Origin of the sequence: Kitasatospora sp. NPDC051702 (assembly GCF_040681575.1) — a bacterium.
Classification (GTDB): Bacteria; Actinomycetota; Actinomycetes; order Streptomycetales; family Streptomycetaceae; genus Kitasatospora.
On record NZ_JBFAZB010000002.1, the window covers coordinates 150,327 to 169,134 of the forward strand.

At 74.5% G+C, this 18,808-nt stretch carries 16 protein-coding genes; 10 read left to right on the top strand and 6 right to left on the bottom strand.

Annotated elements, in window-relative coordinates:
- Window positions 1–27: 27 nt before the first annotated feature.
- Window positions 28–915, bottom strand: coding sequence for a LysR family transcriptional regulator (locus AB0N04_RS02565; RefSeq protein WP_360214867.1), 888 nt, complete (start codon window positions 913–915; stop codon window positions 28–30).
- Between the two features lie 183 nt (window positions 916–1,098).
- Window positions 1,099–1,764 (bottom strand): hypothetical protein, encoded by a 666-nt coding sequence (locus tag AB0N04_RS02570; protein ID WP_360214864.1) that lies wholly within the window; start codon window positions 1,762–1,764, stop codon window positions 1,099–1,101.
- 235 nt (window positions 1,765–1,999) lie between these two features.
- Here AB0N04_RS02570 and AB0N04_RS02575 point away from each other — a divergent pair, with 235 nt between their 5' ends.
- Window positions 2,000–3,988: a transglycosylase domain-containing protein gene (locus AB0N04_RS02575; protein WP_360214862.1), complete on the top strand. Its 1,989-nt coding sequence runs from the start codon at window positions 2,000–2,002 to the stop codon at window positions 3,986–3,988.
- A gap of 108 nt (window positions 3,989–4,096) precedes the next feature.
- Here the strand turns inward: AB0N04_RS02575 and AB0N04_RS02580 are convergent, their stop codons facing one another.
- Complete coding sequence (locus AB0N04_RS02580; protein WP_360214859.1) at window positions 4,097–5,383, bottom strand: hypothetical protein; 1,287 nt, start codon at window positions 5,381–5,383, stop codon at window positions 4,097–4,099.
- Between the two features lie 382 nt (window positions 5,384–5,765).
- Here AB0N04_RS02580 and AB0N04_RS02585 point away from each other — a divergent pair, with 382 nt between their 5' ends.
- Genes AB0N04_RS02585 through AB0N04_RS02605 form a run of 5 tightly spaced genes read left to right on the top strand, consistent with a single transcriptional unit; the run spans window position 5,766 to window position 11,652 of the window.
- Window positions 5,766–7,109, top strand: a complete 1,344-nt coding sequence (locus tag AB0N04_RS02585; RefSeq protein WP_360214856.1) for an extracellular solute-binding protein — start codon at window positions 5,766–5,768, stop codon at window positions 7,107–7,109.
- Entirely contained in the window at window positions 7,106–8,050 is a 945-nt protein-coding gene (locus AB0N04_RS02590; RefSeq protein WP_360214853.1) for a sugar ABC transporter permease, read from the top strand. The genes AB0N04_RS02585 and AB0N04_RS02590 overlap by 4 nt, the downstream gene beginning before the upstream one ends.
- Window positions 8,047–8,874 carry a carbohydrate ABC transporter permease gene (locus AB0N04_RS02595; protein ID WP_360214850.1) on the top strand — a complete coding sequence of 276 codons (828 nt, stop codon included), beginning with the start codon at window positions 8,047–8,049 and terminating at the stop codon, window positions 8,872–8,874. The genes AB0N04_RS02590 and AB0N04_RS02595 overlap by 4 nt, the downstream gene beginning before the upstream one ends.
- Window positions 8,875–8,876: 2 nt before the next feature.
- On the top strand, window positions 8,877–10,595 hold the full coding sequence (locus AB0N04_RS02600; RefSeq protein WP_360214847.1) for a glycoside hydrolase family 36 protein: 1,719 nt from the start codon (window positions 8,877–8,879) through the stop codon (window positions 10,593–10,595).
- Window positions 10,596–10,632: 37 nt separating this feature from the next.
- Window positions 10,633–11,652, top strand: a complete 1,020-nt coding sequence (locus AB0N04_RS02605) for a LacI family DNA-binding transcriptional regulator (RefSeq protein WP_360214844.1) — start codon at window positions 10,633–10,635, stop codon at window positions 11,650–11,652.
- A 16-nt stretch (window positions 11,653–11,668) separates the two neighbouring features.
- On the opposite strand, the gene AB0N04_RS02610 is transcribed toward AB0N04_RS02605, so the two are convergent.
- Window positions 11,669–12,559, bottom strand: coding sequence for a DeoR/GlpR family DNA-binding transcription regulator (locus tag AB0N04_RS02610; protein WP_360214841.1), 891 nt, complete (start codon window positions 12,557–12,559; stop codon window positions 11,669–11,671).
- A 154-nt stretch (window positions 12,560–12,713) separates the two neighbouring features.
- On the opposite strand from AB0N04_RS02610, the gene galT reads away from it, so the two are divergent.
- Complete coding sequence (gene galT / locus AB0N04_RS02615; RefSeq protein WP_360214838.1) at window positions 12,714–13,814, top strand: galactose-1-phosphate uridylyltransferase; 1,101 nt, start codon at window positions 12,714–12,716, stop codon at window positions 13,812–13,814.
- A gap of 53 nt (window positions 13,815–13,867) precedes the next feature.
- A complete protein-coding gene (gene galK / locus AB0N04_RS02620) occupies window positions 13,868–15,022 on the top strand; it encodes a galactokinase (RefSeq protein ID WP_360214930.1) in 1,155 nt (384 codons plus the stop codon).
- Window positions 15,023–15,105: 83 nt separating this feature from the next.
- Here galK and AB0N04_RS02625 read toward each other — a convergent pair whose 3' ends face one another.
- On the bottom strand, window positions 15,106–15,768 hold the full coding sequence (locus AB0N04_RS02625) for an NAD(P)-binding domain-containing protein (RefSeq protein ID WP_360214835.1): 663 nt from the start codon (window positions 15,766–15,768) through the stop codon (window positions 15,106–15,108).
- A gap of 167 nt (window positions 15,769–15,935) precedes the next feature.
- Here AB0N04_RS02625 and AB0N04_RS02630 point away from each other — a divergent pair, with 167 nt between their 5' ends.
- Both AB0N04_RS02630 and AB0N04_RS02635 read left to right on the top strand, forming a co-directional pair.
- A complete protein-coding gene (locus AB0N04_RS02630; protein WP_360214832.1) occupies window positions 15,936–16,823 on the top strand; it encodes a helix-turn-helix transcriptional regulator in 888 nt (295 codons plus the stop codon).
- 165 nt (window positions 16,824–16,988) lie between these two features.
- Complete coding sequence (locus tag AB0N04_RS02635; protein ID WP_360214829.1) at window positions 16,989–18,308, top strand: cytochrome P450; 1,320 nt, start codon at window positions 16,989–16,991, stop codon at window positions 18,306–18,308.
- Window positions 18,309–18,389: 81 nt separating this feature from the next.
- Here AB0N04_RS02635 and AB0N04_RS02640 read toward each other — a convergent pair whose 3' ends face one another.
- On the bottom strand, window positions 18,390–18,803 hold the full coding sequence (locus tag AB0N04_RS02640) for a Fur family transcriptional regulator (protein ID WP_360214826.1): 414 nt from the start codon (window positions 18,801–18,803) through the stop codon (window positions 18,390–18,392).
- Window positions 18,804–18,808: the final 5 nt, after the last annotated feature.

Below are 18,808 nucleotides of genomic sequence, written 5' to 3' on the forward strand. Positions count from 1 at the left end.
GACCCGGGGGCAGTCGTCGACGGAGCGTCAGAAGCGGTGCGTGCCGAGGTCGCGGACGGTGTCGGCGAGCGCGCGGATCGCCTCGTTCTCCGACGCGGTCCGCCAGACCAGCGCGTAGGAGAGGGCCGCCAGGTCGGGGACGGGTATCCAGCGGATGTTCGGCATGCCCCAGTGCCGGGTGACGTGGCTGGGGAAGCCGTGGACGATCTCGCCCATGCCGACCCGGTTGATCAGCTCCTCCGCGTTGGTCACCGGTTCGCCGCGCTCGATCGCCCGGCCCCGGGAGGTGTGGAAGGGCAGGTAGCCGTCCTCCCAGTAGTCCGGCATCGCGGGCGGCATGGCGTGCTGGAAGTCGGCGAACATGTCCAGCCGCGCGGTGGTCCGGTCGGCGAGCTCGTGGTCGGCGGACACGGCGAGGATCCGGGGGTCCGTCAGCAGGACCGGGCCGACGGTGAAGTCCGGTTCCTCCACGGGCAGCCAGACCACGAGGACGTCCAGGTCGCCGTCCCGGAGCCGGCCGAACGGATCGAGGTACACCAGCTGGCGGACCTCCAGCTCCCACTGCGGGTGCCGCCGGCGGAACTCCTTCCAGTAGCCGTGCAGGTCGACGACGTTGAACGGCATCATGCCGACGCGGAGCCGGCCGGTGGCGCCGCGCGCGGCCAGCCGGGCGCGGTCCAGGGACGCGTGCAGGCCCGCGTAGACCGGTTGCAGGTCGTCGCGCAGCTGGCGGCCGACGGCGGTCAGGCGCACGGTGCGGCTGGTGCGCTCGAACAGGGGGGCGCCGATGCGCCGCTCCTGCGTCCTGATGGCCTGGCTGACCCGGGCCTGGGAGAGCCGGACCCGTTCCGCGGTCCGGCCGAAGTGCAGTTCCTCGGCCAGCGTCAGGAAGATCTCGATCTCCCGAAGCTCCATGACGCCCCTCCCGGTGTCCCCTCCCGCCGGCCCGGCGGCCGCCGGGGCCGCAGAAGTATACGGTGATCGTTTCTCCTGCCCGGCCGGCTGTCGAGGGGTCAGAACCGCTTCTCCACGGGGGAAGCCGACGTGGTCGGGTCCCCGGCCGGCCGGGCCCGCCGCGCGGTTTCCCCGGTCGGCCGTTCAGGCCTTGCCCGGGGCGTCCCAGGCGTCGCAGTACTCGATGTGGATCTCGCGGGCGTTGCCGAGGACGCCGTCGTTGGTGTGCAGTTCCGTGCAGTAGTGCGGGCGTCCCGGGTGGAGCGGCGTGTGGACCGGGCCCTCGCGGGCGACGTCGAGGAAGTGCCGTGCCGTCTCCCGGAAGACCTTGGCGCTGCCGGTCATGAACAGCGTCTCGGCGTGGAGGTGCTGGTGGAACAGGTCGCGGTTCTCCCGGTGGTGCCGGGCCGCGAAGTCGGGCTCCGTGCCGGCGTCGTGGTCTGCCTCGGGCAGGTCCGCGGTCCCGGGGCGGCCGGGGCCGAGGCGGCCGCGCAGCTGCTTCCAGCGCGCGGGGGCGAACCGCAGCGAGTGGTGCAGGAGGACAAGGTCGAGGTACCGGCCGGCGCCGTCCGGTTCCGCCCCGGCCGGCGGGCGGTTGGCCCGCAGCGGCAGGTGGATCAGCGAGCGCGGTGAGCGGGCGGCGAGCAGCCACAGTCCGGCGACGGTCAGGGCGGCGGTGTGGTCGAGGTACGCGCCCAGGTACCGGTCGTGGTCGACGAGCAGGGCGCGGGCCGGCGGCCGGGCGGGCCGGACGACCCGGAACTCGTCGGCTCCCAGGCGGGCCCGGTGGACGGCGACGGACAGTTTCACGGCTTCTCCGGTGTGCTGCTGCGGCGAGGGTGCTCGACCCCCGCGGTGTGCTCGAGCTCCCCGCGCGGGACGGCCCGCCCTCGGACTGTCCGGTGGGCGCGCACCGGTGCGGCGGCCGGCGGCCCCGCTCGGTATGACCATGATCACACCGAATCCCGGCTTCCCTGCACGGGCCCCCACCGCATCTGTCCCTGCGGGGGGTCTGTATGCCCACGAGTGAGTCGGAGGCGGGATTGTGCGTGCTGATCGGGCCGGCGGGGACGGGACGTCCGGGCGGCGTCGGTGGATCGACTACCCGCGCCGCGGGCGGCGCGGGGTGCGCCGCTGGCTGCCGTCCTGGCGGCTGCTGCTCCTGGTGTCGGCGGCCGCGGCGGCGGCGCCGGTCGGGCTGGTGGCCTGGTTCTTCGTCCGGACGGCCGTCCCGGAGGACCTGAACTCCTTCGCGACCCAGCAGAACAACGTCTACTACTGGGCGGACGGCACCGAGATGGCGCGGGTGGGCCAGATCAACCGGCAGGAGGTGCCGCTGGACCGGGTGCCGGAGCCGGTGCAGTGGGCCGTGCTGGCGGCCGAGAACGAGACCTTCTACGAGGATCCGGGGATCTCGCTAACCGGCATCGGCCGCGCGGTCGTGCAGATGGTCTCGGGCGGCGACACCCAGGGCGGCTCGACGATCACCCAGCAGTACGTCAAGAACATCTACCTGAACCAGCGCCAGGACGTGTCCCGCAAGGCGCGCGAGATGGTCATCGCGATCAAGCTGGACCACCGGATGAGCAAGCAGGACATCCTGGCCGGGTACCTGAACACCAGCTGGTTCGGGCGCGGCAGTTACGGCATCGAGCGGGCCGCGGCCGCGTACTACGGCAAGGACGTCTCGGAGCTCGATCCGAGCGAGGGGGCGTTCCTGGCCGCCGTGCTGAACGGGGCCGGGCAGTTCGATCCGGCGATCGGCGCGGACAACCGCCGCCGGGCCGAGGACAGGTGGTCCTGGATCCTGGACCGGATGGTCGAGGTCGGCCGGCTCTCCGCCGCCGAACGCGCCCGGTACACGGTCTTCCCCGAGCCGAGGCCGCAGCCGAGGGCGGCGGGGCTGAGCGGCCAGATCGGCTACCTGGTGGACATGGCCAGGAGCTACGCGGAGAGCCACGCCGACATCACCGCGGCCCAGTTCGACCTCGGCGGCCACCAGGTCTTCACCACCTTCGAGAAGCCGCGGGTCGACGCCCTGGCCGCGGCCGTGCAGGACGCCACCAGCGGCGTCGACCCCGGCCGCCGGGAGGCCGACCGGCTGCTGCGGGTCGGTGCCGCCTCGGTGGCCCTGGACGGGAGGATGGTCGCGCTGTACGGCGGCCCCGACTACCTCAAGCAGGGCTTCGACAACGCCAACGCCACGACGGTGCCGGTGGGTTCGGCCTTCACGCCGCTGGTGTACGCGGCGGGGCTCAGCCAGGGCGTGCAGCGCCGCCGGGGCGGCGCCCGCACCCCGGTGCTGCCCACGACGACCTACGACGGCGACAACGGCGTCAAGGTGATGACCCCGGAGGGGCCGTACTGGGGCAGCGACGGCAAGATCGTGAGGACCGTGAACGAGGGCGGCCGGGACTGGGGCACGGTGACCCTCAGGAACGCGGTGGAGCAGTCCGTCGACGGGCCGCTGGTGCAGCTCGGGATGGACGTCGGCCTGGAGCAGGTGCAGCGCACCGCCGTGGACCTGGGCCTGCTGCCGGGCAGCATGGGGGACTTGGTGCCGGCCTTCGCGGCCGGGAACTCCACCCCGAGCGCGATCCGGACCGCGGGCGCCTACACCGCCTTCGCCGGGGGCGGCAGCCGGACGGACCCGTACTCGGTGCTGAGGATCACCCGCAACGGCGAACCGCTCGCGCTGCGCCTGCCGGCGCCGGTGCGGGCGCTGCCCGCGGCCGCCGCGGGGGAGGTGGACGCGGCGCTCAAGGGCGCGGTGCGCACCGGGAGCGCCCGCCCGGCGGCGGAGGCCGGGCCCGACCTGGCCGGGAAGCCCGGCACCACGCCGGACCGCACCGCCGGGTGGTGGGTCGGTTACGACGGGCGGACGTCCACGGCGGTGACGGTCTTCCGGGCGGACCTGAAGGACATGAAGCTGCTCTCCCTGGAGGGGGTGGGCGGTGCCGCCCCGGACACCCCGGACTCCGTGCTGCCGGGCCGGATCTGGACCTCGTACACCAGGGCGACCGGCGGCCGGTAGGGCGGTGACCGGCCGCGGCGGGCGGCGGTCCGGTGGCGCCCGCGCCGTCGCGGGCCCGTCGCGGGCCGTGGTGGCCGTGGCGCCGGCACCACGGCCACCACGGCGGGGTCAGCGGGTCGGCCGTGACCAGTCCCCGGGCTGCCCCGGGTCCAGCCGGCGCAGCTTGTCGAGCACCTTGGGGTCCTGGGCGTCCAGCCAGTCGGCGACCTCGCGGAAGGAGACGCAGCGGACGCCGTCGCGTCTGCAGACGCTCCTCATCACGTCCTCGACGGCCTGCATGTAGATGCCGCCGTTCCAGGTCTCGAAGTGGTTCCCGATGAAGAGCGGGGCCCGGCTGCCGTTGTAGACCCGTTCGAAGCCGCTGAGGTAGCTGTCCCTGGTCTCCTTCTCCCAGGCGGCGTACTTCCTGGGGTCGCCCTCGGAGGTGTTCCCGGACTGGCCGGCGAGGAAGTTGAAGTCCATCGAGAGGCCCTGGGCCGACCGGCCTGGGTAGGGCAGCAGCTGGAGCGGGAAGTTCCAGAGGCCCTCCTTCTTTCCGGGCCAGACCTGGAACTCGCCCGGTGAGCTGGCGTCGTACCGGAAACCCATGGCCTTCTCGGCCGGGAGCAGCGCCTGCTGACCCTCCAGGCAGGGGGCCCGGCCGCCGACGAGCTCCTTGGTGTAGTCGAAGGGCAGCGCCGGGAGGTTCTTGAGGCCGGTGTTGGTCTTCCAGTGGGTGACGAAGGAGACGGCCTGGTCGAGCTCGCTCCGCCACTCCTCGGTGGTCCAGTCCTTTCCGCCCTTGGCGTTGCAGAAGTGCCCGTTGAAGTGCGTGCCGATCTCGTTGCCCTCCTGCCAGGCGAGGCGCAGTTGCTCCAGGGTGTCCTTGATGTGGCCGTCGGTGGCGAAGTCGATGGAGGCGGTGCCGGGGTCGTGCCGCGGCGGGTGGTACAGGGTGCGCTTGGCCTTCGGCAGGGTGTAGATGCCGCTGAGGAAGAAGGTCATCCGGGCGTTGTTCTCCGCACCGAGCCTGCGGAAGCGGGAGAACAGGTGGTCGTCGCCCTCCAGGGCGCCGTCCCAGGAGAAGACCACGAACTGCGGGGGCTTCTCGCCGGGTTTCAGCTTCTCGGGCTTGAGCGGCCCGGGCTGGGGGCCGGTGTCGGAGGTGGAGCCGTCGCCGAGCACCCTGACCCGGCCGTCCCAGGCCGGTGTGGGGGCGGGTGGCCCGGACGGCGTGGCCGCTGCGGCCCCGGCGCCCCCGGCCGAGCCGTCCGCGGCAGGGGTTTCGGCCCCGGCGGTCTCGGCGGCCCCTGCCTCGGCGGGTCTGTCCTGCGGGCCGGAGCCGTCCGCGGCCAGGGAGAGGGCCGCGAGGACCCCCACCGCCAGCAGGGCGGCCACGCCACGGGCGGTCCGCACACTGTCCTCCGCTTCCCCGACGCCGCGGTCCCGAGGTCCTGCACCACGGGTTTGACGCTGCGTCAGCTGTAGTTCGAATACGTCGACCTGTCACTGATGAAGATCACCTGGGGCCTCGTTCGGGTTGTCAGGGGATTCGCCGGGGTCGGAGCGGGCGGATAACGGAACGGTTTCGGAGCCGGTTCTCCGCGTGCCGGGGTCTTGACGGCGCGGGGAGGGTGGGCGTTTGCTGTGACCCGCCCGTTCGAACCTGTTTGGTTCTGGTTTCTTTTGTGTGTTTGAACGTTCAAATCGAACCCGGGCTTCCGCGATGCCCTGAGCGGCCCCACCCATCCCCCTTCACTCCGCCCCCACCTCGTGCCACCCCGTCGAGAGGAATGCAATGTCACACCTTTCCCGTCGCGACCTGCTCCGCGCCTCGGGCGCGGGCCTGCTGGCCCTGGCCGCCGGCGGCACGCTCGCGGCCTGCGGCGACTCCGGCTCGGGCGGCGGCTCCGGCGGGGACGCCGAGACCGGCACGATCACCGTCTGGTCCTGGGCCACGGCCGCCGCCGCCCTGCGCGGGGTCGTCCCGGCCTTCGAGAAGGACAACCCGGGCATCAAGGTCGACGTCCAGGACATCGGCAACCCCGCCATCTGGGACAAGATCACCGTCGGCCTCGCGGCCGGCGGCCAGGGCCTCGGCGACGTCCTGCACATCGGCTGCGACTACCTCCCGGGATACCTGGAGAAGTTCCCCGGCGGCCTCGCCGACCTCTCCGCGTTCGGCGCCGACGCCCATCGCGACAAGTTCGCCAAGGGCCTGTGGCCGGTCGTCAGCGGCAAGGACGGCCACGCCTACGCGCTGCCCTGGGAGGTCAACCCGCTCGGCTTCTTCTACCGCAAGGACTACTTCGACAAGGCCGGCGTCGACCCGGCCACCCTCGCCACCTGGGACGACCTGATCGCGATCGCCGACCGGTTCAAGGCCGCCAACCCCGGCATCTCGCTGATCGGCATCAACAAGGCCGCCAACCCCAGCCCCGACCTGGACTTCCTGCAGTCCCTGATGCAGCTCCAGGGCGCCTTCTACTTCGACCTCCAGGGCAAGGTCACCCTCGGCTCCGAGCCCGACGTCCGCGCCCTGGCCACCCTCAAGCGCCTCGACGACGCGGGGCTGGTCGCCGACGCCCCCGGCGACCAGGGCTGGTCCACCCTGATGAAGGCCGGCAAGCTCGCCATCGCCCCGATGCCCGCCTGGGCCGCGCACTACCTGGAGACCAAGTTCGCCGACCAGAGCGGCAACTGGCGCCTCGCCAAGCCCCCGGCCGTCACCGCCGGCGGGAAGCGCACCGCCCTGGTCAACTCCACCCACCTGGCCGTCGCCGGCTCCAGCCCGCGCCGCCGCGCCGCCTGGAAGTTCGTCGAGTACGCGCTCACCCGCCCCGCCTCCGTCAACAGCATGTTCGACGCCGGCGGCGTCTTCCCCGCCCTCACCGAGGCCTACGGCGACCCGATGTACGCCAAGCCCAGCGCGTACTTCGGCGGCCAGCCGGTCCTGCGGACCTTCGCCGAGCTCGCCACCGACGGCGGCGACCCGACCAACTACTCCGGGGACTACGCCCGCGCCCTCAAGCTCGCCAGCGACGCCCAGACCAAGGTCTTCCTCAAGGGCGGCGACCCGGCGGCCGTCCTCCAGGACGCCGCCAAGCAGCTCGCCCAGCAGACCGGACGCGGCATCGCATGACCACCGCCACCCGACCCGCCGTCCCGACCCGGCCCGGCGCCCCGGCCGGGCCGGCCGCCGAGCGGGCCCACCGCCGGGCCCGGCGGCGGCGCACCGCCCTGCCGTACCTCCTGCTCGCCCCCGCCCTGATCGCCTTCGGGCTGTTCAAGGCCTACCCGATCGTCGACTCGCTGCTGCTGTCGTTCACCACCGGATCCGGCGCCGCCACCCGCGGCGCCGGCCTGGCCAACTACCGTCGGCTGCTGGACGACCCGCTGTTCTGGACGGCGCTGGGCAACACCGCGCAGATCCTCGTCGTCCAGGTGCCGCTGATGCTCGGGCTGGCCCTGCTGATGGCCGTCGGCATCAACTCCGTCCTGGTCCGCTGGCGGGCCGTCTGGCGGCTCGGCGTCTTCATGCCGGCCGTCACCGGCCTGGTCGCCACCGGCGTGATGTTCGCCTTCCTGCTCAACACCGACCACGGCGCGGTCAACTGGCTGCTGGACGCCGTCGGCCTGCCCACCGTCGACTGGCTCGGGCAGCCGTTCTGGGCCCGGATGTCCGTCGTCCTGGTGCTCACCTGGCACTACACCGGGTACAACGCGGTGATCTACCTGGCCGGCCTGCAGGGCATCCCCAGGGAGCTGTACGAGGCCGCGATGGTCGACGGCGCGGGCCCCGTCCGGCGCTTCACCGCCATCACCGTCCCGGCGCTGCGCCCGGTGCTGCTGTTCACCGTCGTGCTGTCCACCATCGGCACGCTCCAGCTCTTCGACGAGCCCTACGTGCTGACCGGCGGCGGGCCGGACAACGCGAGCCTGACCGTCTCCATGTACCTGTACCAGAACGGCTTCCGGTACTTCGACTTCGGCTACGCCTCCGCCATCGCCTACGCGCTCACCCTGCTGGTGTCGGTGCTCGGCGCGGTCCAGATGCGCCTGATGGGAGAGCGCGACAAGTGAAGTCCACGAAACTGCGGGGCTGGCCGCTGACCTTCCTGCTGGCGGGCGTCACCGGCCTGTCCGTCGGCCCGTTCTACTGGCTGGTGATCGCCACCACCCGCAAGGACTCCGAGATCTTCGACTGGCCGCCCAAGCTGCTGCCCGGCGGGGCCCTCGGCGACAACCTCGAACGCCTCCAGCACAAGATCGGCCTGCTCCGGGTCGTCGGCAACTCGCTGCTGGTCGCCGGCGTGCAGACCGCCGGTGCGCTGGTCGTCGCGCTGCTGGCCGGCTACGCCTTCGCCAAGTTCCGCTTCCGCGGGCGGAGCCTGCTCTTCGGGCTGCTGCTCTCCACCCTCGTGGTGCCCGAACAGGTCATGCTGGTCCCGCTGTTCAAGATGATGATGAGCTTCGGCCTGCTCGACTCCTACCAGGCGATCATCCTGCCCGGGCTCTGCGTGCCGTTCGCGATCTTCCTGATGCGGCAGTCCCTCACCAGCCTGCCCGACGAACTGCTGGACGCCGCCCGGGTCGACGGCGCGGGCGAGCTGCGGGTCCTGTGGAGCGTCGTCGTCCCGGTCATGCGGCCGGTGCTGGCGGCTCTGTCGATCTTCCTGTTCCTCGGCTCCTGGAACCAGTTCGTCTGGCCGCTGATCGCGCTGCGCAGCCCGGAGATGCACACCCTCCCGGTGGCCATCGCGACGCTCTACGGCAACAAGAGCACCACCGACTACGGCGCGATCCTCTCCGGCACCGCGCTGTCCACCCTGCCGATGATGGTCCTCTTCCTGGTCCTCCAGCGGCAGTTCATCTCCGGCCTGCTGGCCGGCGCCACGAAAGGCTGAGCATGACCGAGATCTGGGAACCGCACGCCCCCGCCGCGGCCGGCGGCCTGCGTCCGCTGCCCGCCCAGGGCCTGGACCTGCGGGTCAGCGGCGCGGCGACGGCCCGCGAGGTGGGCGACGGCATCCTCGAGGTGACCGCCGAGGGCGAGGGCGAGGTCCGGATCGAGTGGCGCCTGCCGTGCGTCGACGCCACCGCCTTCTGGACCCCGGAGCCGCGCGGCACCGGCTGGCTGCCCGCCGCCTGGAGCGCCCCGCGCCGCACCAGCCTGGCCAACGGCGCGCCGATCGCCGCCCTGATCGGCACCGGCGACGTGGCGCTCTGCGCCTTCGCCGCCGAGCGTGCCGACGTCCTGGCCGGCGCCGGAGTGCTCGAGGAGACCGGCGAGTTCCGGTTCTGGGCCCAGGCCGCCGGCCGGCTCACCGTCCGCATCGACACCTCGCGCCGCCACTTCGCCCGCTGCCTGGCCGGCCTCGCCGCCTGGTGGTGGACCGGCCGCGAGGCCGACATCCCGCCGGCCGCCCGCCGCCCCGCCTACTCCACCTGGTACTCGATGCACCAGGACGTCTCGCCGGAGGCGGTGGAGACGCAGGCCGCGCTCGGCAAGGAGCTCGGCATGGACGTCATCATCGTCGACGACGGGTGGATGACCGCCGACCGCACCCGCGGCTACGCGCACTGCGGGGACTGGGAGCCGGTCTCGCTGCCCGACACCGCCGCCCACGTGCGGCGCGTCCACGACCTCGGCGTGCAGTACCTGCTCTGGTACGCGCTGCCGTTCATCGGCAAGGACAGCGCCGCCTTCGAGCGGATCGGCGGGTACGCGCTCGCCGACGCCGCCCACATGGGCGCGATCGTCGCCGACCCGCGCCACCCGGAGGTCCGCGAGTTCCTGATCGGCCGGCTCGCCCGGGCCGTCGAGGAGTGGGGCATGGACGGGCTCAAGGTCGACTTCGTCGACTGGTTCGCCCGCGCCGACGCCCCGCCCGCCGGGCCCGGAGCGGACTGCGAGAGCGTCGACGAGGGCGTGGAGCGGCTGCTCGCCGGGATCCGCCGCCGGATCGCCGCGGTGAAGCCGGAGGCGATGATCGAGTACCGCCAGCCGTACGTCAGCCCCGACCTGTGGCCGTACGTCACCATGATCCGCGCCACCGACTGCCCGCTCAGCCCGCAGGAGAACCGCCAGCGCACCGTCGACGTGCGGCTCGCCGCCGGGCTCGTCCCGGTCCACGCCGACATGCTGATGTGGCACCCGGCCGAGCCGCCGGAGCAGATCGCCTGCCACCTGATCAACGTGCTGTTCTCGGTGCCGCAGGTGTCCGTCGACCTCGCGGCGCAGAGCACCGCCCAGCGCGAGGCGATCGCCTTCTGGCTCGGCGTCTTCCGCGAGCACGCGGGCACCCTGCAGCTCGGCGAACTGCGCCCGGCCCGGCCGGACCTCGGCTACCCGATGGTCACCGCCGTCGGCGGCGGCACCGTCGCGGTCGCCCGCTACGCCGCGCTGCCGGTGGACGTCTCCGGGGACGGCTGGCGCACCCTGCTGGTCGCCAACGCCGACGCCGACCCGGACGTCCGGCTCACCGGCGGCAGCGGGACGGCCGAGGCCACCGTGCAGGACGCCCGGGGGCGTATCGTCCGGCAGGGCGGGATCGACCTCGGCGGGGCGGGCGTCGTGCCCGTGCCGCGCGGTGGACTGCTGACCCTGCGCCGCCCGGCGGTCTGACCGACCGGCCGTCCGAGAAACCGTGCTGGGAGCTGCGATGCCCGAGGGAACCCGCCGACCGCGCCGCGGCGCCACCACGATCGAGGAGGTCGCGCGTGCGGCCGGGGTGTCCCGGCAGACCGTCTCCAACGCGCTCAACGCGCCCCAGCGGGTCCGCCCGGACACCCTGGAGCGGGTGCGCACGGCCGTCCGCGAGCTCGGCTACCAGCCCGACCAGTCGGCCCGGTCGCTGCGCAGCGGCGCCCGGCGCACCCTCGGCTACCTCGCCCCGGTGGACGACCCCCTCGACCCCAACCCGCTGATGGCCGGCTTCCTGGAGGCCCTGGTCGACGCGGCCGGGGCCCGGGGCCAGCGGGTGCTGCTGTTCCGCCCGGCCCCGGGCGGCACCGACCCGCTGGCCGCCATCGACGAACTGGTGGCGGCCCGTCAGGTCGACGGACTGGTCCTCGCCGACGTGCTGCGCGACGACCCCCGGATCGCGCACGCGGCCCGGGTCGGCGTCCCGTTCGTCGCCTTCGGACGGACCGGCCCGGGGGAACCGCAGCACTGGGTGGACATCGCCAACGACACGGCGACCGCCGCGGTGGTGCGCCACCTGGCGGGGCTGGGCCACCGGCGGATCGGCTACCTCGGCCGCGCCGAGGAGCTGCCGTGGATGGCCGCCCGGCGGGCCGGCTTCCTCGCCGAGGCGCGGCGGCTCGGCCTCTCCGCGGTGACGGCGGCGCGCCCGGACGTGGCGGCGGTGCGGGAGCTGCTGGGCGGGCGGGAGCGGCCGACGGCCTTCGTGGCGGGCAGCGACCTGCTGGCGCTGGACGTCTACGAGGCGGTGCGGGCCGAGGGGTTGGCGGTCGGGCCCGCCGGGGTGGCCGTCACCGGCTTCCACGACACGCCGCTCTGCCGGCACCTGCACCCCGCGCTCACCTCGGTGCGGCTGCCGCTGCGGGCGATCGCGGTCGCGCTGGTGGAGCGGCTGCTCGACCAGGTGCGGGGCGGCGGGGCGCCGGGGGAGGGGCTGGAGCTGCCGGCCGAGCTGGTGGTGCGGGCCAGCTCGGGGTGAGCGGCGACGGCGTCCGCTACGGGGTGCCCCGGCCGGCCTCGCCGCCGCCGGTGCCGGCACTGCCACCGGCAGCGGCAGCGGCAGCGCCACCGGCACCGCCCTCGCCGGAGGCTGCCACGATCAGCTCGCCGACCAGCCCGGCCGCCGCCGCCCGGTGCTCGGCCGGCAGCGCGTCGTCGGTGACCAGCACGTCCAGTTGGTCCAGTTCGGCGAAGGAGGCCAGGCCGACCGCGTTCCACTTGGTGTGGTCGGCCACCACGACCACCCGCCGGGCGGACTGCAGGAAGGTCCGGTTGGTCTCCGCCTCGGCGAGGTTCGGGGTGGTCAGCCCGGTCTCGGCGGACAGCCCGTGGCAGCCCAAGACCAGCACGTTGACGTGCAGGGAGCGGATCGCCTGGTCGGCGACCGGTCCGACGAGCGCGTCCGAGGGGGTGCGGACGCCGCCGGTGCGGATCACCGTGGCGGTGGCGGGCGTGCCGTCCTCGTCGGGCTGCTCCAGCAGCTCGGCGATCCGCAGCGAGTTGGTGACCACGGTGAGGCCCTCGACGGCGCGCAGGTGCCGGGCGACCGCGAAGGTGGTCGTCCCGGCCGCCAGTCCGACGGCCGAGCCGGGCGGCACCAGGGCGGCGGCGGCCCGGGCGATCGCCTCCTTGGCGGGCAGCTCCCAGTGCGCCTTGGTCTCGAACCCGGGCTCGCCGCTGGCCGGCGCCTCGATCCGCACCGCCCCGCCGTGCACCTTGTGCACCAGCCCGCGGCGGGCCAGCGCGTCCAGGTCGCGGCGGATCGTCATGTCGGACACCCCGAGGTCCCGGACGAGCTCGGTCACCCTGACACCGCCGCGCGCGCGGACCTGCTCCAGGATCAGCACGCGGCGCTGCCCGGCGAGCGGTTGGGCGCTGTCAGCCATCGGGGGGCCTCCTCGGGGTGGGGGTGGTCCGACCGGTCACGGTCACCGCCATCATGGCAGGCGCGGACGGCTTCCGGACAGCCAGGTCTGATGGATAATGTTGGATAATGTTGTTTCGTGTCGGATAGCTAGCCCGAAGAGAGGGACGAAGGCCATGGCCGGGACCCTGACCCAGCCCACCGCCAGGACCGTGACCACACTCGCGGACGGGCGGCAGCTGATCTACTACGACAGCGGGGAGGCCGTCCCCCGGGACGCCGTCGACCGCCGACCGCTCGACCCGCCCGCCCACGGCTCCGAGATCCGGCTCGACCCGGCCACCGGGGACTGGGTCACCATCGCCGCCCACCGCCAGGCCCGCACCTACCAGCCACCCGCCGAGGAGTGCCCGCTCTGCCCGTCCCGGGACGGCCGGCTCAGCGAGATCCCGGCCGAGGACTACCAGGTGGCCGTCTTCGAGAACCGCTTCCCCGCCCTGGCCGGGACGGCGGCACCGGTGCACCCGGCAGACGGGCCGTGGACCAGCGGCCCCGGCACCGGCCGCTGCGAGGTCGTCTGCTTCACCGCCGACCACGACGCCTCCTTCGCCGACCTCGACGAACGACGCGCCCGTCTCGTCCTCGACGCCTGGACCGACCGCACCGCCGAACTCGCCGCCCTGCCCGGCGTCCGGCAGGTCTACTGCTTCGAGAACCGCGGCGCCGAGATCGGCGTCACCCTCGCCCACCCGCACGGGCAGATCTACGCCTTCCCCTTCACCACCCCGCGCACCGAACGGATGGCCGCCCGCGCCGAGCGGCACCGCGCCGCCACCGGCCGCAACCTCTTCGAGGACCTCGTCGCCGCCGAACGCGCCGACGGCGCCCGGGTGGTGCTCACCGGCGAGCACTGGACGGCCTTCGTCCCCTACGCCGCCCGCTGGCCCTACGAGGTGCACCTCCACCCGCACCGCAGGGTGCCCGACCTCACCGCCCTCGACGAGGCGCAGCGCGCCGAGTTCCCCGGCCTGTACCTGGAGCTGCTGCGCCGCTTCGACCGCCTCTTCGGCGGCGGCCGCACCCCCTACATCTCCGCCTGGCACCAGGCCCCCGCCGGGCGGCGCGACGAACTCGCCCTGCACCTGGAGCTGTTCACCATCCGGCGCACCGCCGACAAGCTCAAGTACCTGGCCGGGGTCGAGTCCGGCATGGACGCCTTCGTCAACGACGTCACCCCCGAGGACGCGGCCCGACGGCTGCGGGAGGCCACCCCGTGAACACCGAGCACCCCGCGGACACCGCGAGCACCCTGGCGAGCACCGCGCACCCCGTGAACACCGCGCCGAACACCCCGCCGGCCACCTTCGAGGAGCTCTACGGCCACGCCCCCGAGGGCGAGTGGGCCGCCCCCGGCCGGGTCAACCTGATCGGTGAACACACCGACTACAACCTCGGGTTCGTCCTCCCGATCGCCCTCCCGCAGACCGTCCGCGCCCAGGCCCGGCGCCGCGCGGACGGCGTGCTGCGGCTCTGGTCCGCCCAGGGCGACGCCGCGGTCACCGAACTGCGGGTCGCCGACCTCGCCCCCGGCTCCGTCGCCGGCTGGGCGGCCTACCCGGCCGCCGTGGTGTGGACCCTGCGCGAGGCCGGGCACCCGGTCGACGGCGCCGACCTCCGGTTCGACGGCGACGTGCCCGGCGGCGCCGGCCTCTCCTCCTCGGCCGCCCTGGAGTGCGCCGTCGCGCTCGCCTGCAACGACCTGTACGGGCTCGGCCTCACCGCGCCCGAACTCGCCCTGCTCGCCCAGCGGGCCGAGAACGCGTTCGTCGGCGTCCCCTGCGGGGTCATGGACCAGACGGCCTCGATGTGCTGCCGCCCGGGCGCGGCCCTGCACCTGGACAGCCGGGACCTCGCCATGCGGCAGGTGCCGTTCGACCTCGCCGGCGCCGGACTCGCCCTGCTGGTGCTCGACACCCGGGTCAAGCACGACCTCGGCGACGGCGCCTACGCCGCGCTGCGGGCCGGCTGCGAACGGGCCGCCGCCCTGCTCGGCCTGCCCGCCCTGCGCGCGCTCGGGCCGGCCGACCTGCCGGGCGCCCTGGCCCGGCTCCCCGCGGAACTGCGGCCGCTGGTCCGGCACGTGGTCACCGAGAACGAGCGCGTCACGGCCGCCGTCGCCCACCTGGACGCCGGCGACCTCGCCGCGCTCGGCCCGATCCTCACCGCCGGACACGCCTCGCTGCGCGACGACTACCGGGTCTCCTGCCCGGAGACCGACCTCGCGGTCGAGGCCGCCGTCGCCGCCGGCGCCCACGGCGCGCGGATGACCGGCGGCGGCTTCGGCGGGTCCGTCATCGCCCTCGTCGACGAGGACGCCGCCGAGCACGTCGCCGCCGCCGTCACCGCCGCCTTCCGCGCCGCGGGACACCGGGCCCCGCGCACCCTGACCGCCGTCCCGGCGGAGGGGGCGCGCCGCCTCTCCTAGGGTCCGTCGGGCGCGGGTCGGGCGCGGGTCCGGGCGCGGGCCAGGCTCGGGTCCGGGCGCTCGGGTCCGCGCCCGGCCCCTGGTCAGGCGCGGTGCGCCGCCGGGCGCTCCGGGGAGGCCTCCGCGAGCGCCCGGGTCACGGCCGCCACCCCGGCGCGCAGCCCGTACACCGGGGTGCCCGGCTGCTGCCGCCAGGAGTCGTCGATGCCGCCCGCGTCGACGGTGTCGAAGCCCAGCTCCTCGATCAGCGAGCGCACCACGCGCTTGGCCGCCTCGTCGTCCGCGGCCACCGGGACGGCGAGGCGCTCCGGGTCACCCGCCGGGCGCGGGCGGTCCACGATGTCCTGCGCGTAGGTGCCGTTGAAGGCCTTCACCACCGGGTGGCCGAGCCGGCGCTCCGTCCACCGGCTCTCCGTCAGCCCGCCGTCCTCGATCTCGTCGATCCGGCCGTCGCGCTCCTTCGGGTAGTAGTTGCCGGTGTCGATCACCACGACGCCCTCGCCCAGCCCGCCCAGCAGCCCGGCGGGCAGGTCCGGCACGTTCTTCAGCGGCACCGTGACCACCACGACCTCCGCACCCTCGACGGCCTCGACGGCCGTGACGGCCTTCGCGCCGGTCTCCTCGACCAGGGCGCCGAGTGTCTCCGGGCCGCGCGAGTTCGCCACCGACACGTCGTGCCCCAGCGCCGTCAGCCGCCGGGTCAGGTTGCCGCCGATGTTGCCCGCGCCGATGATGCCGATCTTCATGGGAAGCCCCTCTTCACGCGTCGCTCCGTACCCGTCGCCCAGCCCCAACGACCGGCCGGCCGATCCGATTCCCGCCCCGGAGAGGCGTTCGCGGCCGCGCGGAGGCCCGGAACCTGGTCCTGGCAGGGCCAGGCACGGCGGCGCGCCGAGGGGCGAGAATCACCCGTATGAGCACCCTGAGCGAGTTCCTCCGCACCCGCCGCGGCCAGCTGCGCCCCGAGGACGTCGACCTGCCCGACTACGGCGGCCGCCGCCGGGTCGCCGGGCTGCGCCGCGAGGAGCTCGCCCACCTCGCAGGGGTCAGCGTCGACTACTACACCCGGCTCGAACAGGGCCGCGTCGGCAACCCGTCGGAGGCCGTCCTCGACGCCGTCGCCCGCGCCCTGCGCCTGGCCCCCGACGAGGCCGGCCACCTGCACCGCCTCGCCCGCCCCGCCGGCCGCACCGCCCGCCCCCGCCGCACCGCGCGCCAGCAGCCCCGGCCGTCCCTGCTGCGCCTGCTGGAGCAACTCGACCACACCCCGGCCCTGGTGATGGGCCACCGGATGGACGTGCTGGCCTGGAACCGCGCCGCCGTCGCCCTCCTCGGCGACTACGCCGCGCTCGCCCCCGAGGACCGCAACATCGCGCGGATCACCTTCCTCGACCCGGCCTCGCGCGAGCTCTACGCGAACTGGGAGACCTGCTCGCGCGAGAACGTCGCCTTCCTCCACCTGGAGGCCGGCCGCCGCCCCGACGACCCCGGGCTGGCCGAACTCGTCGGTCAACTCTCCCTCCGGAGCGAGGAGTTCCGGCGGCTGTGGGCGGAGCACCCGGTCGCCGACAAGACCTCCGGCCGGAAGGTCTTCCAGCACCCCGTGGTCGGGCCGCTGGACCTCGTCTACGACACCCTCCGCCCCGCCGACGACCCCGGCCAGGCCCTGATCACCTACACCGCCGACCCCGGCACCCCCTCCGACGACGCCCTGCGCCTCCTCCTCTCCTGGTCCGCCCACCCCCACCCCGAGTCGCCGGCCACCCGCGCGGCGCTGCCCGAGTCGCCGGGCCGGCCCTGAGCGGTGGTCCGGGGCCGCGCCACGCCGTGAGGCGGACGGTGCCGCGGCGTCAGGATCCCGCCGCCGCGGCGGAACCGGCGGTTGCACCGGCTGCACCGGACGTGCCGGACGGGTACCCGCGGCCACCCTGGCGCGGCGCCCCGGGCTGCCGTACCGTCCGTCCACGTGACCCTCGACCAGGCGCGGCAGGAACGGGTGAACCGGATCTTCCTGCCCGCCACCTACGCCGACGGCGTGCCGTACGGGCTGTTCCGGGAGCTGCGGGCCGAGGCGCCGGTCTGGTGGGTTGAGGAGCCCGCGGTCGGCGACTGGCCGGCCGGGCGCGGCTACTGGGCGGTGCTGCGGCACGCGGACGTGAAGCACGTGCTGCGCAGCCCCGAGCTGTACTCCTCCCACCTCGGCGCGACCCAGATCCGCGACCCGGACTCCCCGGCCGACCTGGACTTCGCCCGCGCCATGATGCTCAACCAGGACCCGCCCGACCACGCGCGGCTGCGCCGGATCGTCGCCGCCGCGTTCACCCCGCGCGCCGTGGCCGAGCTGGCCGAGGCCGTCGACGCCCGGGCCCGGGAGCTGGTCGAGGCCGTGCGACCGGCCGGCTCCGCGGACTTCGTCCGGCTCGCCGCCGACCTGCCGGTGTGGACCCTCGCCCGGGTGATGGGCGTGCCGGAACAGGACCGGGGGCTGCTGCTGGACTGGGCGAACCGGGTGATCGGCTACCAGGACGACGACTACGCGGGCTCCGGCACCACCGACCCGGCGGGGCTGACCGACCTCGGCCGCGCCGCCCTGGCGCACCGCCCCACCAGCCGGACCGCTCCGGACGGGCGCCCCGTCAACCCGCGCTCGCGGGCCGCCCTCGCCGACATGTTCGCCTACGCGCACGCCCTGGCCCGCCGCCCCCGGTCCGGCGGCGGCATCCTCGCCCGGACCCTCGCGGCGGGCCTGAGCGCGGCGGAGTTCGAGACGATGTTCTTCCTCTTCGCCGTCGCCGGGAACGAGACCGTCCGCAACGGCCTGCCCGGCGGCCTGCACGCGCTGCTCGCCGACCCGGACCAGTACCGACTGCTGTGCGAGCGGCCCGAAACGACGGGCTCGGCGGTGGAGGAGCTGCTCCGCTACTGGCCGCCGGTCATCGACTTCCGCCGGACGGCGACCCGGGACGTCGAGCTCGGCGGTCGGTCGATCCGCCGCGGGGACAAGGTGGTGGTCTACCACGCCTCCGCGAACCGGGACGAGGCGGTGTTCCCCGAACCGGACCGCCTCGACGTCACCCGCACCCCGAACGACCACGTCAGCTTCGGGTTCGGCCCGCACTTCTGCCCGGGCGCCCGACTGGCCCGCCTGCAGATGCGATCGGTGCTGCGTCACGTGGCCGAGCTGCTGCCCGGGCTGGAACCGGTGCCCGGGCGGCCGCCGCGACGGCTGGTCTCCAACTTCCAGAACGGTCTGAAGAGCCTGCCGGTCCGCTGGCCGGTCGGGTGACCGGCGGGCAGGCGGGCAGGCGGGCGGGACGGGCACGGGCCGGGTGCCGCCGGCCGGTCGCCGGGGGAGGGGTGCCGGGGGTCAGCCGGCGCAGGTCGGGCAGAGCCCCCGGTAGGTGACCTCGGCGTCGGAGACGGCGAAGCCGAAGCGCTGGTCGGCCGGGAGGTCGGCGAGCGGGTCGCCGACGGGGTGGACGTCGCGGATGGTGCCGCAGCGGGTGCAGACCAGGTGCTGGTGGGGGTGGTGGGCGTTGGGGTCGTAGCGCTTGGCGCGGCCGTCGGTGGCGACCTCGATGACCTCGCCGAGGGTGACCAGCTCGCCGAGGGTGTTGTACACGGTGGCCCGGGAGATCTCGGGCAGCCGCTCGGCGGCTCTGGCGTGCACCTCGTCGGCGGTCAGGTGAACGTGTTCGCCGTCCAGGACCTCCGCCACGACACGCCGCTGCGAGGTGAGTCGCCAGCCGCGCCCGCGCAGCCGCTCCAGCAGGTCACTCATATCGG